This is a genomic window from Fibrobacter sp. (assembly GCA_012523595.1).
Lineage (GTDB): Bacteria > Fibrobacterota > Chitinivibrionia > Chitinivibrionales > Chitinispirillaceae > JAAYIG01.
This window is the reverse complement of the sequence record JAAYIG010000128.1, coordinates 1-15404: the sequence shown is the minus strand read 5'-3', so window position 1 is coordinate 15404 and position 15404 is coordinate 1. Positions and strand designations below refer to the sequence as shown.

At 42.6% G+C, this 15404-nt stretch carries 15 protein-coding genes; 10 read left to right on the top strand and 5 right to left on the bottom strand.

All coding sequences use genetic code 11. The annotated features are described in order from the left end of the window. The 3 genes from GX089_08820 to GX089_08810 all read right to left on the bottom strand — a co-directional run. The coding region (locus tag GX089_08820) for an Rpn family recombination-promoting nuclease/putative transposase (GenBank protein NLP02583.1) at positions 1 to 760 on the bottom strand (760 nt) is incomplete at its 3' end. Between the two features lie 315 nt (positions 761 to 1075). Next, positions 1076 to 2464: a UDP-glucose 6-dehydrogenase gene (locus GX089_08815; protein ID NLP02582.1), complete on the bottom strand. Its 1389-nt coding sequence runs from the start codon at positions 2462 to 2464 to the stop codon at positions 1076 to 1078. Positions 2465 to 2666: 202 nt separating this feature from the next. Then, a complete protein-coding gene (locus tag GX089_08810; GenBank protein NLP02581.1) occupies positions 2667 to 3734 on the bottom strand; it encodes a serine hydrolase in 1068 nt (355 codons plus the stop codon). 276 nt (positions 3735 to 4010) lie between these two features. On the opposite strand from GX089_08810, the gene GX089_08805 reads away from it, so the two are divergent. From GX089_08805 to GX089_08765, 9 genes are all read left to right on the top strand, one after another. Next, complete coding sequence (locus tag GX089_08805) at positions 4011 to 4307, top strand: hypothetical protein (protein NLP02580.1); 297 nt, start codon at positions 4011 to 4013, stop codon at positions 4305 to 4307. 71 nt (positions 4308 to 4378) lie between these two features. Continuing rightward, positions 4379 to 5866 (top strand): pyruvate kinase, encoded by a 1488-nt coding sequence (gene pyk / locus GX089_08800; protein ID NLP02579.1) that lies wholly within the window; start codon positions 4379 to 4381, stop codon positions 5864 to 5866. Positions 5867 to 6194: 328 nt separating this feature from the next. Continuing rightward, entirely contained in the window at positions 6195 to 6851 is a 657-nt protein-coding gene (locus GX089_08795; protein ID NLP02578.1) for a TetR/AcrR family transcriptional regulator, read from the top strand. Then, entirely contained in the window at positions 6848 to 8119 is a 1272-nt protein-coding gene (locus tag GX089_08790) for a TolC family protein (GenBank protein ID NLP02577.1), read from the top strand. The genes GX089_08795 and GX089_08790 overlap by 4 nt, the downstream gene beginning before the upstream one ends. Next, the gene (locus GX089_08785) at positions 8116 to 9024 is read left to right on the top strand and encodes an HlyD family efflux transporter periplasmic adaptor subunit (GenBank protein ID NLP02576.1); all 909 of its coding nucleotides are present in this window, start codon (positions 8116 to 8118) and stop codon (positions 9022 to 9024) included. Before GX089_08790 ends, GX089_08785 begins: the two co-directional genes overlap by 4 nt. Beyond that, positions 9021 to 9941: an ABC transporter ATP-binding protein gene (locus GX089_08780; GenBank protein ID NLP02575.1), complete on the top strand. Its 921-nt coding sequence runs from the start codon at positions 9021 to 9023 to the stop codon at positions 9939 to 9941. The genes GX089_08785 and GX089_08780 overlap by 4 nt, the downstream gene beginning before the upstream one ends. Next, positions 9938 to 10675 (top strand): ABC transporter ATP-binding protein, encoded by a 738-nt coding sequence (locus tag GX089_08775; protein ID NLP02574.1) that lies wholly within the window; start codon positions 9938 to 9940, stop codon positions 10673 to 10675. Before GX089_08780 ends, GX089_08775 begins: the two co-directional genes overlap by 4 nt. Position 10676: 1 nt before the next feature. After that, positions 10677 to 11783, top strand: coding sequence for an ABC transporter permease (locus tag GX089_08770; protein NLP02573.1), 1107 nt, complete (start codon positions 10677 to 10679; stop codon positions 11781 to 11783). A gap of 22 nt (positions 11784 to 11805) precedes the next feature. Next, positions 11806 to 12918: an ABC transporter permease gene (locus GX089_08765; protein NLP02572.1), complete on the top strand. Its 1113-nt coding sequence runs from the start codon at positions 11806 to 11808 to the stop codon at positions 12916 to 12918. An 88-nt stretch (positions 12919 to 13006) separates the two neighbouring features. On the opposite strand, the gene GX089_08760 is transcribed toward GX089_08765, so the two are convergent. Together GX089_08760 and GX089_08755 are read right to left on the bottom strand one after the other, a co-directional pair. After that, positions 13007 to 13180: a transposase gene (locus GX089_08760; protein ID NLP02571.1), complete on the bottom strand. Its 174-nt coding sequence runs from the start codon at positions 13178 to 13180 to the stop codon at positions 13007 to 13009. After that, the gene (locus GX089_08755) at positions 13126 to 13500 is read right to left on the bottom strand and encodes a transposase (GenBank protein NLP02570.1); all 375 of its coding nucleotides are present in this window, start codon (positions 13498 to 13500) and stop codon (positions 13126 to 13128) included. The genes GX089_08760 and GX089_08755 overlap by 55 nt, the downstream gene beginning before the upstream one ends. Before the next feature lie 482 nt (positions 13501 to 13982). On the opposite strand from GX089_08755, the gene GX089_08750 reads away from it, so the two are divergent. Next, positions 13983 to 15137, top strand: coding sequence for a hypothetical protein (locus tag GX089_08750; GenBank protein NLP02569.1), 1155 nt, complete (start codon positions 13983 to 13985; stop codon positions 15135 to 15137). The last annotated feature ends 267 nt before the right edge of the window (positions 15138 to 15404 follow it).

Here is a 15404-nt window from a genome sequence, read left to right as displayed (position 1 = left end):
TTTTCATAACCGCCTCACCATGTTTATACTCTCTTTCGACTACCTCACTGAACTGATCCATCAATTCATCGCTGATAACCGATTCCAGATAGGTTATTACCACATGCAGGTAATTGTATTCTTCACTCTGAACCTTTTCTGATATTCTGACTATTCGTGGCAAAACACTTAAAATCTCCGGACTTCTGCTATACTTAAGAGCCAATAGAAGCATCTTGAGTTGGCTATCCTCTATCTGCTCCGGATTGAAAAACCATAAATCCAGCATATAAAAGCGAAAATCCGGAATAACCTCTTCCGTTCCCTCTAGAATTGCGGTATCTGCCATCATACTATTGTCGAATTTGCAAGGTCTGTTACAATGGCATATCACAATTGGAATTATTTCCGGGGAAAGCCCACCTGTCCTGTTTTGCTTCTCATGCTGATCCCGTATCTCCAGCATATATCGTAATAGCTGGAAATGAATTTTCTTATCCGGTGCACTTTTATGTTCAAAGAGCAGATATACCCACTGTTCATTTCTCAGAGCTTTTACACGGTAGATAACATCTGAGCGATGTTCTCTGAGATTATCATCAAGCCAGACCTCTTTTACAATCTCTAATGTTTCCCAATCGATCAGGTTTCGAACATCTGATGGCAATGTTAAAAAAGAGAGCTGCCGTGCAATATCAATATTCTGCATTGACTCACGGAAAAAGCGATCATGAGCATGCTGTATTTTATACAAATCCCGGCTGTTTTCCTGTGGAGCCATATTGAGATATTCCTCTTTATAGATCTATAGATTCCATACAAATGCTGACACCGTTCCAAATAAAACGTCTTAAATGCAAATTTATGTAAAAGAGGAACTAATGGAATCTGATCTTCTATGGAATTGAAAATTAGTCAGAGATTAAACACGTCAGATAAGCTACACTCACCTAAGCTGGAATCATGGGAAGAATCTGAATCACAACCAGATTCTTCCCATTATCTAAATCCCTGATAAACAAGGAGGGAAACTTTATTCTATAACTGAACTGAAAATCTTTGATATCTTAATCAGTTCAATCAGGTAAATCAGTGGTCAGAAATGCTTCCAGGCCGATCTCCCGAGCGGAAAGACATTGAATCCGATCCTGTGAAGCGCCTCGTGATCCAGTATATTGCGTCCGTCAAAGATAAATGCCGGTTTTTCCATTTCCGAGTAAATTCTCTTGTAGTCAAGATTTTTGTATTCTTCCCACTCTGTCATGATCGCAATCGCATGTGCTCCTCTGGCAGCGGCATAGGGATCAGACGCAAACTCCACATGTGATAGACAACCCTCAAGGTCCTTTTTGGCATTCTCTAAAGCCTGAGGATCCGTAATCACCACCCTCGCTCTCTCTTCAACCAACTGCTTTGTTACATCGATTGCCGGAGACTCGCGGGTATCTCCTGTGTCAGCTTTGAATGCAAATCCAAAAAGCGCGATTCTTTTACCCGCAATAGTATTGAACATCACCCTGATCATTGTCTGCACAAAACGGCGTTTCTGGTACTCGTTCATCTGTACCACACTCTCCCAGTAGCGTGCCACCTCATGGAGTCCGTAACTTTCGCAGATATAAACCAGGTTGAGAATATCTTTTTTAAAGCAGGAACCGCCAAATCCAATTGATGCATTGAGAAAACGAGGGCCGATACGGCTGTCTTTTCCAATCGCCCTCGCCACCTCGGAAACATTGGCCTCGGTACGTTCACAGAGTGCCGAAATACTATTAATAGATGATATTCTCTGCGCCAGAAAGGCATTCGCGACAAGTTTTGAGAGTTCTGCGCTCCAGACATTGGTTGTAATTATCCTGTCGCGAGGGACCCAGTTGGCATAGATCTCCACTATTGCATCACATGCTTTCAGTCCTGCCTCTGTCAATTGCGAACCGATAAGCACCCTGTCGGGATTCATCAGGTCGGCAACTGCCGTTCCCTCAGCCAGAAATTCCGGGTTCGAGACTACCTCAAAGTGAATCCCCTTGTCATTTGCATTAAGAATCCGTTCCATGGCCTTGGCTGTGCGCACCGGAAGAGTGCTCTTCTCCACTATTATCTTGTCCGATGTCGATACCCTTACGATGTCACGTGCGGTTTTCTCCCAGTACTGAAGATCTGCGGCTTTCCCGGCTCCCGCACCAAAATCCTTCGTAGGTGTGTTCACAGAGACAAAAATTATCTCAGCTTCCTTTATCGCATTCTCCACATCCGTGGAGAAGAAAAGGTTACGCCCCCTGGCCTGCTTGACTACATCCAGAAGGCCCGGTTCGTAAATAGGAAGATGATCTGTATTCCAGGCGGCAATTCTCGATTCGTTAATATCCACTACCGTGACTTTGTACTGAGGACATTTTGCCGCTATTGCCGCCATCGTCGGGCCGCCCACATAGCCGGCACCTATACAAAGGATATTTTTGGCGAATTTGGAATCAGAACTCATGAACAAGTCTCCTTTTACCACTGATTAATCTGATTAAATTGATTACACTGATTTTAAATAGAGAAAAAGATCTTTTGTTCTTATATGTATTTGGATTATCTGTGTCTTCTGCCCTCTATCCAGTAATTCAGATAGAGAACTAATCCTCTAATATACTCTTTACCATCAACCCAGTCTCAAAAAACGAGCCTGTAATAAGCCTCTATAACCCCGAAAACACAATGTCTGCCAATCCGATGCGGATTCTGTTTATCTGATCCCTGTTCTCTCTGCGTCTGGGAAAGATATGGTTGCACAGGAGAACAATTCCGGCATTTTTCTCTGGATCTGCAATAATCGCGCATCCAGTAAATCCAGTTTTCCCGAAAACCGGTCTGCCCCGTAATTCACCCATGAAACTTTTCTGATTCAGCTCCCATCCCAACCCGGTCTCTGTGCCTGCCTCAGTGCTTAGCTGGTTTGTATACATCACACGTACTGTTTCCTGTTTGAAATAGCGCCTTCCATCAAGAATACCCCCCTCAAGGAGCATCGAGACAAATCTCAGCATATCCGGAACAGTAGAAAAAAGACCGGCAGATCCTACCACCCTGGGCCGCATCACCCATGCACTCTCATCGTGAACCTCCCCCTGCACAACTCCACCGCGCCAGGGATCGATCTCAGTGGGAGCTATCATTTCTCGGGAGATTTTATCATTATGAAAAAATGTGCTGTTCATTCCCAGAGGGTTAAAAAAGATCTCACTGGCCAGAAGATCTATCACTTTACCTGTACAGCGTTCCAGCACAAGCCCCAGAAGAATGCTTGTGGCATTGGCATAGCAGAACCGTTCACCGGGTTTTGAACGCAAGTCAGATGAAAGGATTGTACCAAGAATCCCCTCGGGACCGGAGTCCTTAATATCGGAGAGGCGGAAGGAGAAATCGAGAGTATGGGTCAGGAGATGGTTTATAGTGATAAGATCCCGGTAAGAGCCGGTAAACTCAGGAACAAAAGATATCAGCTTACCTTCCCGGTTTAGCATCCCATCCTCGATAAGTTTCAGTGCAAGGGTAGAAACCGGGATAGCTTTAGTCAGTGAGGCGACATCGTAAATTGTTTGCTCTGTCACCTGCGGCGAGTTCCGGTCATAGGTGAACCGTCCAAGAGGATTTACCGCTGTTTCTCTCCCAAGTTTTAACCCCAGAACACATCCAGGAAAAACCTGCTCTTTTATCGCTTCCAGGAGAAATCTTCGGGTGCTATCAATCAGTCTTTCTATTGCCATAGTATCATAAACAGAAAATAGTTGATGATTTTATACACAACAGGGCTTAAATATAGATTTTTTCCTGGCTCATAATCGCACTGTTCTGTCTTTTCAACGAGTCCTCAATATAAATAATAACCTGGTTTATCATATCGACAGTTCTTCGAGGAGAAATCTTTTTTAGTAGTAGAATGAATGGATGATGATTTCATTTCAGAGGTATTCCGAGACTGAAGTCCTTTCTTGCATTCCCATCCCAATTCAGTTATAATATAGAAGGAGAGAATATTTTCTATGACTGAATCACTGGGATCAGCTTTATCCGGGCTTTCAGCTGCAGCAGTCTCGCAGAATATCACCGCGAACAACATTGCCAATGTCTCCACTCCCGGCTATAAGGATAAGAGGGCGATTCAGACGGAATCACCGGTTTCAGGAGTTCGTGTCTCTGCTGTTCAGTCAATGGACAGGCAGGAACTTGCCGGGAATCTGGTGAATCTTTCGATCAACAAGACCGCATACTCAGCGAATCTGAAAACCATCAAGGTGCAGGACGGGATGCTTGGGACTCTGATTGATCTCATCAGGTAACAAAATCCTCCTTAATTCATCAGTTAAGCTATTGACCGTTTCACATTCATACTCTTTCCAGGGGAGAAAAGATGTCAGGGAAACCAGCATTTGAGAAATCATTTGAAATGGGTATCAACCATAACCACCTTCAATTCCGCCGTATGAAGATCGTGGCCACAATCGGCCCCTCATCGAGAAGTCTCCCGATGCTTAAAAAACTCATTTCAGCTGGGCTCAATGTTGCAAGGATCAATTTCAGCCATGGTGATGCCAGGGAGCATGTAAAGGTGATGGCAGATATAAGGAAATCGGCGAAACAGCTTGACACTTCGGTGGCTATCCTTGCCGACCTCTGCGGCCCTAAAATCAGAGTAGGAAAGTTTAAAAACGGTTCCATTACACTCAAGGAGAATTCGATTGTCAACATAACGGTTGATAAGGTAACCGGTAATGAAAGTTTGATTCCATCACAGTACAGAAGACTCGCAATGGAGGTCAAAGCTGGTGATCCGGTGCTTGTCGACGATGGTAATCTGGAGCTGGAAGTTGTGAAGGTGGTAGACAGCCGTAATATAAAGGCCCGGGTTATAAGGGGTGGCGTTCTCAAGGATAACAAGGGGATGAATCTTCCGGGTACTGCTATGAAAATCTCCGCTCTGACAAATAAGGATAAGAGCGATGTCAGGTATGCACTTGAGGGTGGTGCGGATTATATTGCGCTTTCGTTTGTCAGGAGTCCAAAGGATATCCTCGACCTTAAAAACTACCTGAAGAAACTGGGTGCAGAAGATAAACCGATCATAGCAAAGATTGAAAAACCTGAGGCGCTTGAAAATATCGGTAAGATTATTGAGCTTTCCGATGGGATAATGGTGGCCAGGGGTGACCTTGGGGTGGAACTTCCGGCAAATAAGGTTCCGATTATTCAGAACAAGCTTATAGAGTTTGCAAATCAGGCAAACAAGCCGGTAATAGTTGCCACGCAGATGCTGGAGTCGATGATAAACAATTCCCGTCCTACGAGAGCGGAGGTCACCGATGTGGCAGGAGCGTGTATGGCAGGGGCGGATGCTGTGATGTTGTCCGGAGAGACTGCTGTGGGCAGATATCCGGTAGAATCTGTAAAGATGATGGATTCGATTCTCAGGGAGAGCGAGGCTTATCAGTTCCATACACGCGGAGGCAGATTCACAAAGGCGGCAATTGATCAAAACGATGAACTTCATGAGGCAATAGGAACCTCGATAGCGCAGCTTTCGAGAGATCTGATGGTGCGTTCAATTTTTGTGATAAGCCGCAGCGGCTACTCAGCCCGTCTTATCTCCGCAGACCGCCCCGCAGCACCGATCCTGGCTCTTGTTCCTGATGAAAGTGTTCGACGCAGGCTCAATCTTCTGTGGGGAGTATACCCTTTTGTAATAAAACAGGGTTTTGACATCAAGCGGATTCCGGAATACGGCGAGAAACTCCTTAAGAAATTGAAACTGGGTGCTAAGGGAGATTACATTCTTCTGCTTGCAGGTCTGACACAGGACAGTGTGTCGACTAATTCGATACTGGTGCACAGGGTTTCGTGAGAAATCTCAAATGCGCACTGCTCGCATGAACACGGCTATAGGGTGACATTTTAATAATATCCAAAACATATCCCTGAGTTTTGGTCACCTGCAGAAAACTTCCCTTATCAGCATTCAGAGGATAGTCCAAGACTGGTGCCTTCAAATGAAACTGGGCATTGCTCATGCCCTGTTTTCTTCATCAGACCCCATACATCTGCATACTAAGCTACCAATATGTTTCCATCATGCTCCAGCAGCCATTATTTTAATCACTTGATTAAACTTATTGACTAATCCATCTGATTAAATTATCATCAATATCAGAAGCCCCCAAAAAAGGATATACATGAAAAAGACCACCACTTCAAAAAACAACCCTCGAACCGACAATGCCTCAACCGAACAGAAAATCAAAGAGACAGCCCGGAAACTGTTCACCAGTAAAGGATTTGCTGCAGTAACCACCCGGGATATCGCGGTTGAGGCCGGTATTAACCAGGCACTGCTTCACTACTACTTCCGCAGCAAAGAAAAACTGTTCGAAATTGTCATGCTTGAAAACCTCAGCCTTTTCTTCGGCGGCGTATCCTCTATCCTCAACAATCAACAGACCTCCATTGAACAAAAGGTTGAAACACTGGTCGCTACCTATATCGACAAATTATCACAAGAACCTGACCTGCCGCTCTTTATTGCGAATCAAGTTCAGTCCAATCCGGAAAAGTTCATCAAAAATATCGGTATCGAAACACTGATTAAAAAGTCTTTTTTCCTGAAGCAATTTATGGAGTCAGATTATTCCAAAAGCATCCATTCATTAAATCCACTGCACCTTATCATAAATATGATCGGACTTACATTAGCACCATTCCTTGGAGCTCCTGTTATTAGAAAAATTTGTAAACTCGATCAGCAGCATTTCATGACACTTGTACAGGAACGTAAAACACTGATACCGCAATGGATTTTATCTATGGTGAAGAAGAGACCGGAGCAAAAATGAAACGAACAATCATTACATCTGTATTTACAGCATGTATCGTTTTACAGTCTGCATACTCTCAACTCACTGTAGAATCTTGCTGGAAAAAAGCAGCTCAGCACTATCCCCTTTCTGCACAACTGCAGTTAATCAATAACAATGGTCGCCTGGACAATACAAATGCCAATCTTCGGTACCTGCCACAGGTAAGTATATCCGGAAAAGGTACAGCTCAAACAGAAGTGATGCAGCTTCCGGTTAATATCCCCGGCATTGATGAGATCAGTAAATTCCAGTATAGCGGTGTAATTGAAGTAAACCAGATAATATGGGATGGTGGGGCCACACGCTCGCAGAAACGGATCTCAGCGGCATCTTCAAAGGTTGAAAAGAGTAAACTTGTCGTGGATCTCTACACCCTCAACGAGAGGATCAACAGGCTGTTTTTCGGCATATTACTTACTGAAGAACAACTGAAACAGAACTCAATCTTTCAGGATGAACTCCAGACAAATTACCGGCGTTATTTATCTTTGATGCAGAATGGACTGGCCAGTCAGTCTGATCTGGACCTGATCAAAGTGGAACAGTTGAATGCCGATCAGCAAAGAATTGAACTGTCTTCTGCACTGCACACCTATCGGGAAATACTCTCTGAAATGATCGGTGAGCAGCTTCCTGGCAACGTGACTCTTGTCAAACCAGATTACAACAACTTTTCAACCGATGACAAAAGTATACAGCGCCCGGAAATCGCGCTCTTTGACATGCAAAACGATCTGCTTTTAAGTCAGAAAAGTGCGCTTATATCAGGTGTCAGGCCCAAACTAAGCCTGTTCGGTCAGGGCCTTCTGGGATATCCCGGCATAAATCAATTTCAAAACGAATATTCTGACTGGCTGGTTGCCGGTGTACGGCTGGGATGGGAATTGGGCGGGTTTTATTCTTTAAGAAACAACTATGCAAAAATTGAGAATAATATCGGACGACTTAAAAAAGAGAAAGAAACATTCCTTTTTAACACTAAACTCCAGGTAATGCAGCAAAAAAATGAAATCGATAAATACAAGGAACTTATAAAAATGGATGAAGAAATCATCGCACTTCGCAACGATGTAAAAAAGGCCTCCGAGGCCAGGGTTGAAAACGGAACAATAAGTGTTACTGATCTGATAAAAGATATAAACGCCGTAAATCTGGCGATTCAGGAAAAATCTCTTCATGAAATACAACTGCTGATTTCGATATACAATCTAAAAAATTCAATAAACAATCAGGGGCAGTTATGAAACACTTGCAAAATGTTCTGATAACATTCAGTTCCACCCTCCTTCTGATCTCCTGCAAAAGCAGCAAAACCGATTTCGACGCATCGGGGGTATTTGAAGCAACCGAAGTGATCGTATCATCAGAAAGCTCAGGTAAAATCCTGGATTTCTCAATACAGGAGGGGCAGGAAATAAAAGCTGGTGAAAAGGTAGGTGTTATCGACACCATGCAGCTTTATTTGCAGAAGATGCATTTGATTGCAAATATTAAAGCATTGAAGAGCAAGCGTCCTGATATTAAGACCCAGATCGCAGCAATCAATGAACAGATTTCAGCAGCAACAGTAGAGAAAAACAGAATAGAAACCCTGCTTCAGGCAAACGCTGCAACAAAAAAACAACTGGATGATATCAATGCGCAGATCGCTGTACTTAACAAGCAGCTCGAAGCCCAGAAATCCACTCTCTCTATTACCAACAGGGGTATCAACGAGGAAAGCTCTGCTCTGGAGATACAGATAGCCCAGGTTGAGGACATGCTGCAGAAATGCCGGATTATCAATCCCATCGACGGTACAGTGCTGGCAAAGTATGCCCAACAGAGTGAAATAACCGCACCAGGCAAAGCTCTTTACAAAATCGCAGACACAAAAAACATGATCCTGCGTGTTTACATAACCTCAGGACAGTTAACACAGTTGAAACTCGGTCAGAAAGTGAAAGTCAAGGCCGATTATGGAGACAAAGGTTACAAAGACTATGAAGGGACAATATCGTGGATATCAAGCAAGGCTGAATTTACTCCTAAAACGATTCAGACACGGGATGAGAGGGCAAACCTGGTTTATGCGGTAAAGGTGGCTGTTCCCAATGACGAATACATCAAAATAGGAATGTATGGTGGAATAGTGTCAGGAGAAAAATGAAGGCTGTCACTGCAGAATCTCTGTGTAAATCATACGGCAATATTCATGCTGTGAAAACTGTGAGTTTTGAGGTACAGCGTGGTGAGCTCTTCGGCATTATTGGTGCTGACGGAGCAGGAAAGACTACCCTGTTTCGTCTTCTTGTGACATTACTGTTACCCACAAGCGGAACTGCGAGCGTTGGTGGATACGATATTGTCAAGCATTTCAGCCAGATCCGTAAGAGAATTGGTTACATGCCCGGCCGTTTTTCCCTGTACCAGGATCTTTCTGTTGAGGAAAATCTGCAGATCTTCGCGTCTGTTTTCGGTACTACATTCAAAGAAAACTATCATTTGATAAAGGATATTTATCAATATCTTGAGCCTTATAAAAAGCGCCGGGCAGGAAAACTTTCCGGTGGCATGAAGCAGAAACTTGCCCTGTGTTGCGCGTTGATTCATAAACCAACTGTTCTTTTTCTCGATGAGCCCACAACTGGTGTTGATCCTGTGTCGCGAAAAGAGTTCTGGGAGATGCTCAAGCGGCTTAAGGATCAGGGGATAAGCACCCTGGTTTCAACCCCGTATATGGATGAAGCAGGGATGTGTGACCGGATTGCATTCATGCAGAACGGTCAATTTCTGAAAATTGACACCCCTGCAAATATTATCTCCGGATTCAACAAAACATTGTGGGCTGTCCGGGGTGATAAGATGTCTCAACTTCTCTCTGATTTACGGAAGATACCAGGGGTCAAATCCTGCTTTGCTTTCGGCGACACTCATCATGTAACAGTTGATACGAACATCTTATCCGAAAATGGCCTGATTAAGGCACTAAGCAGTCAGGGTCACTTAGAAGTAGAAGTAGCTGTGATCGAAGCCGGCATTGAGGATTGTTTTATGGATATTTCAAACAGGTCAAGTTTGCAATGAACGTAATTGAAGTGGAAAACCTCACAAAAAAGTTCGGTAATTTCACTGCTGTTGACCATATCTCATTCTCAGTTTCTAAAGGAGAAATTTTCGGTTTTCTTGGAGCAAACGGAGCAGGAAAGACAACTGCGATGCGGATGCTATGCGGGCTGAGTAAACCCTCTTCCGGAAAAGGTACTGTAGCAGGCTTCGACATAGCACGGGAACCTGAAAAGATCAAAACTCGAATCGGCTATATGAGCCAGAAGTTTTCCATGTATGAAGATCTCAAGGTATGGGAGAACATCAGGCTTTTTGCAGGTATATATGGCATACCTGAGAAGGAGATTGCTCCCCGCACAGATGCCATGCTGAGAAGCCTTGGTTTTGAAAAGGAGAAGGATGCGTTTGTTAAGGACCTTCCTCTCGGATGGAAGCAGAAGCTTTCCTTTTCAGTTGCGATTTTTCATGAACCATCGATAGTGTTCCTCGATGAGCCAACAGGTGGTGTTGATCCCGCGACACGCCGTCAGTTCTGGGAATTGATTTATCAGGCATCTGACCGTGGTATTACAGTTTTTGTAACTACGCATTATATGGATGAGGCTGAGTATTGTAACAGGGTGTCAATTATGGTTGATGGGAAAATTGAGGCTTTGGACACTCCAAGAAACCTGAAAGCTCAGTTTGGTGCAAAATCTATGGATGAGGTGTTTTTTCTCCTTGCACGAACAGCGCAGCGAAAGACAGAGTAACATGAATCAGTTTCTGGTTTTCATTAAAAAGGAGTTTTACCATATCTTTCGCGATAAGCTTACGCTCTGGATACTGCTTGGTTTGCCAGTTCTCATGCTTTCTCTTTTCGGTTTTGCGATAACCACTGAGGTAAAAAACACCAGGATGGCAATTTATGATCCATCAAGAGATGCCGCAACAAGTACAATTATCCAGAAACTGAGCGCAAACGATTATTTCATTTTTGAAAGATTTCTCGACAGTCCTCAGGAAATAGAGACAGTTTTCAAGACCGGAGAGGTCGGCCTCGTAATAGTATTCAGTGAGAATTTCTACGAGAATATGCTTCATACCGGTGATGCAAGTGTGCAGCTTATTACCGATGGTACAGACCCAAACACCGCCGTAACACTGACAAATTATGCGACAAACATAATCAAAGCATACCAGCAGGAACTCGCGAGTCTCAATAATGTTCCTTATCAGATTGCCCCTGAGGTCAAACTGCTTTACAATCCTCAGATGAAGGGAGCATATAATTTTGTTCCCGGTGTGATGGGAATGATTCTCATGCTTATTTGTGCCATGATGACCTCGATCTCGATTGCACGTGAAAAAGAAAAAGGCACCATGGAGGTATTGCTGGTATCACCAATGAAACCTCTGACGATTATTCTGGCGAAGGCTGTTCCCTATCTTGCTTTATCTCTGGTTAATTTAACGACAATACTGCTTTTTTCAGTATTTGTTCTGAAGGTACCAATTACCGGAAGCTTGACAGTGCTTATCAGCTTATCAGTTGTATTTATTTTTGTGTGTCTTGCACTTGGCCTTCTTATATCAACGATGGTTAATTCTCAATTGGTAGCCCTGCTTATTTCCGGCATGGCTTTGATGGCACCGATTATACTGCTTTCAGGCATGATTTTTCCGGTTGAGAACATGCCGATATTTTTAAGAATCCCTGCAGAAGTGATCCCGGCCCGGTGGTATATCGTTGCAAATAAGAAAGTCATGATAAAAGGGCTGGGCTTCGAATCCATTATCAAGGAATTGTTGATATTGGGCAGTATGGCGGTTTTTCTTATAGCGGTTAGTTTGAAAAAGTTTAAAAACAGGCTTGAATAGTTTTTACATTTCAGAGGCAGCCATGTTGAAATATTTGCTGGAAAAAGAGGTAAAGCAGCTTCGTCGGAACAAATTCCTGCCGAGGCTTATAATTGTGCTGCCTTTTATGGTGCTGTTGATTCTACCGCTTGCAGCCAATTTCGAGGTTAAAAATATAAATCTTAGTATTGTGGATAACGATCACAGTGACTATTCCACACGATTGATTCAGAAAATCATTTCATCTGGATACTTTAAACTGACAAATTACTCTGCAACCTACAAGGAAGCCCTTCGAGCTGTAGAGCTGGACTATGCAGATATTGTCCTGGAGATACCAAATAACTTTGAGGTTGACCTTGTTAATGAAAAGTCTGCCCGCGTGCTGGTGTCTGCAAATACGGTTAACGGAACAAAAGGCGGCCTCGGAAGTTCATATCTTTTAAGTACAATTAATGATTTCAGCAGCGATATTCGTGCTGAGTGGCTGCAGCAACCGGAAAATGCCCAAACTTCCTCCTTTTCCATACACCCACTTTTCCGGTATAATCCTCTGCTGCGGTATCCGGTTTTTATGGTTCCAGCTATAATGGTTATGATGATGGCTTTGATATGTGGATTTTTACCCGCGCTAAATATTGTAAACGAAAAGGAAAGCGGTACAATAGAGCAGATCAATGTGACACCGGTAAAGCGCATCACATTTATTTTGTCAAAATTGATTCCATACTGGGTAATCGGATTTGTGGTTCTTACAATCTGCTTCGGAGTTGCTTTACTGGTGTATGGTCTGGTTCCATCCGGAAATATTCTGACAATTTACCTTTTTGCATCTGTTTTTGTTCTCGCATTTTCCGGTTTGGGCCTTACAATTTCAAACTTTGCCACTACAGTTCAGCAGGCGATGTTTCTGATGTTTTTCTTTATTATGACCTTCATTTTCATGAGCGGCCTTTACACCCCGGTTGCAAGCATGCCGGACTGGGCCCAGGCAATAAGCATTTTCAGCCCTCTGAAATATTTTATTCAGGTAATGAGGTCTGTTTATCTAAAAGGCAGCGGTTTTGGGGAACTTATAGTTCAGTTTTATGCGCTGTGCGGGTTTACGGTCTTTTTTAATGTGCTGGCTGTGGTGACGTATAGGAAGAGTGTTTGAGGGAAGAGATAGAGAATAAGTTTTTTCCCGATCCCCCAAATATGTTTCTTAAATCAAATCAGAAAATGCCTGTAAATTGGAGAAACCACTACTTCGGATTGGCATTGGTCAGGTTAGTTTTAACAAACGGTAATATATGCAATGCATGACGGCGCAACATCAATGCAAAGTCTTTAATCGGCTGAAGCCTGCTTTTCAAAGCTGCAGCTATCCAGCCATTAAAGAATGATTCTGCTGGCTGTGTATATATGAATACTCCCAAAAGGCTTCGAACTCATCTTTTAGAACCCATGCTCTGTGAATACGACGATTCGATGTCTTTAACTGATTCAAACTACGAGTATCTCCTTTGGCGCGATTCTTTGAAAGTATGAAGAAAAGCCAGCGAAATCCCTTGAGAGCCTTTTTGTCCTCACCACGGGCTTTTCTCCATTCTTCTTTACGCACGTTGAGAGCTTTAACAATATGAAACCGGTCGATAACAAGCATTGCTTTGGGACACCAGTGTTCGATAGCGCCAATGTATGCCCTGCTCATATCGCAGGAAGCAAACCGAATCTTGTTTCTCTGTTCTTCAATCAAGAAATCTCTGAAAAAAATATCAGCAGCCTGGAGTTTTCCTTGATAGCAAACCAGGTTACTTTAAAACCCTTCATTTTAAGAAGACGAGAAAGTAATTTATTACTGGTCATGGGCTCCTCCTTGTAGGAATTTGTTTTTGTTTAGCGACTAACAAAATGCCTCTGTTGGAGCCTGTGACTCTATATATAAGGTAAAGTACTCATCTAACTATACTGTTCTGGAAATCCGGATAGACCCATCTTATAGTTAAGACAGGAAAATCATTTATTAATCTTATAATCAGTGTACGGTAATTAAAATAAGAAAAGTATTGAAATTCAGGATAATCAAGGCCCCACACCCCAGCCTGCATGTATTATAACTAAACCCACCTATGGACAATCAGGCCAAGTTTCGAATACTGGCATTTCACATCCGTTATATGTATTTTTTCTGACATCAATTTGATGGCGTTTTCTAATTGTTTCAGTTACGGAATTACAGTGTATTTCAAATCTAATGTTCTGACCATCACCATCCTGAGCCTGATAAACGGACTTTTTGCCTGGAAATATGCTTCCCGTGCGAATAATGATTTACTATTGATTTTATCTGTTCTGATCAGTATAACCTTACCCTTTTCACTCTATTTTGCATACCTATACAAGCACAATACAGTTGCTCAGAAAATCCTGAACTCAGGTAAATTCACTCTGCTGCTTCTGGCTGGGATCATTATCTGTTCAGCAGCGTTTTACTTGTACTATCCTCAGGAATTGTTGAGAGTTGATCGATATGAGATGATACGTCTGTTCTGGGAAAACTTTCTTTCCCAGAAGTGTCCATATTGCCCCAGAAGTGAGGGCACCAATATTCCCGGGCCATTTCCATTCTATTTTTTTGCAGCATTTCCTTTTTATCTGATCGGAGAAATTGGGCTCTATTCTATTCTGGGATTCCTGCTCTTTGCCGGTATTATACTTAAGACAAAGAGCATTTCAACTGCTTTAAAGAATACGATTTTTCTTCTCTTTGTGACATCACCGGCTGTTTTATTTGAACTATTCTGCAGAAGCACAAATCTTTTAAACAGTACATTACTGCTTTTCTGCTGTATTCTCATAAGCAGGGTAAATTTATCTACATGGAAACAGTTGATCACTATTGGAATCGTTACCGGCTTTGTAATGTCGACCCGGTCATTTTCTTTTTTGATATTTGCCATGGCGTTCATATATACATATAAAAAACTGGTTTTCAACTGGAAAGTATTTGTGACATCTTTTACCGCGCTTTTAACTTTCCTTCTGACATTCATACCCGTAATCATAATCTGCGGTGAATCTTTCAGGGAGTACAATCCATTCTCGGTCCAGGCGGTGTTTGCGCCACCGTTTTTAACTGTTGCAGTTGCTGTCAGTTCATGTGTAATCGTCTATTTCCTCAGAAGCATTCATAATTTCAGTACAATTTGCGGATACGGCCTTTTTATACTCACTCTTGGGTACAGTCTCAGCCTTATTGCTCTTGAAGGATTCAGAGAGGCGATTTTCAGCAGCTCAGTTGATATCTCCTATTTCTGCTTCGCGATTCCATTTGTATTGTATGGTCTTGGAAGAGTCGAAGAGAAAGAATTAATCCTTTCACAAACAGAATAGGCACACCATTTCTTCTTCGCAGATTCATTCTTCTGAGTGAACATCTTCTTCTGATCTCTTCAACCACCTTGGAATGCAGTCTTACACCAAATCTTAAAAGGATTGCTTATCATTGATATTTGCCATAAGCAGACTTATTTTAACCTAAATTGGACTATAAATTTACATAAAAAAACACCTTTTGAGTCATTTAATACAGTAAATTATAGGTGAAAAACACATAATAACTGAAAATAAATGAACACTCAAAAGGTGATATAATGAAGA